The 651-nt window shown below is 45.1% G+C and carries 1 protein-coding gene; it reads right to left on the bottom strand.

Features of this window, described 5'->3' with window-relative positions; all coding sequences use genetic code 11:
• On the bottom strand, positions 1 to 651 hold a 651-nt coding region (locus tag A3738_RS12090; protein WP_255376166.1), incomplete at both ends, for a helicase-related protein.

Genomic DNA, 651 nt, shown 5'->3' with positions numbered 1-651 from the left:
ACAGCTAGAGATGCGTTTGTAGAGCACAAGTCGTGAATGAACGTCAGGCAAGTAATCATCTGGTATCAATGCAGGTATTCGAAGATTTACCTCTGTACCATGCATCGCTTCTTCTATATTAAGCTCTTTGCCATCTTGAAGTGATTGAACAGCCTGCTCTAGAAGCTCCATGTACAGAGAGAAGCCAACACTTTGAATTTGCCCGCTTTGCTCTTCGCCCAGCAATNCACCTGCGCCTCTTATCTCTAAGTCGTGCGTTGCTAGCATAAAGCCAGAGCCCAATTCTTGAGCTGCTGTAATCGCTTCTAAACGTTTTTCAGCATCGCGAGTCAGTCGTTTTTCTGCTGGCGTCAATAAATATGCATAAGCCTGATGATGAGATCGACCTACGCGCCCGCGCAATTGATGAAGTTGAGCTAGGCCAAACTTATCTGAGCGGTCGATGATTATGGTGTTTGCATTTGGAATATCGATGCCCGTTTCAATGATTGTTGAGGAAACGAGAACATTGAAGCGTTGGTGGTAGAAGTCTGACATTGCTTGCTCAAGCTCGCGCTCACGCATTTGCCCATGTGCGAAACCAACACGAGATTCAGGTATGAGTTTTTGCAAGAACTCGACTTCTTTTTCGATATTCTTGACATCATTGAA

It is taken from the genome of Oleiphilus sp. HI0066 (assembly GCF_001635725.1).
The sequence above is the reverse complement of the archived record's forward strand: the minus strand, read 5'-3'. Positions and strand labels throughout refer to the sequence as shown.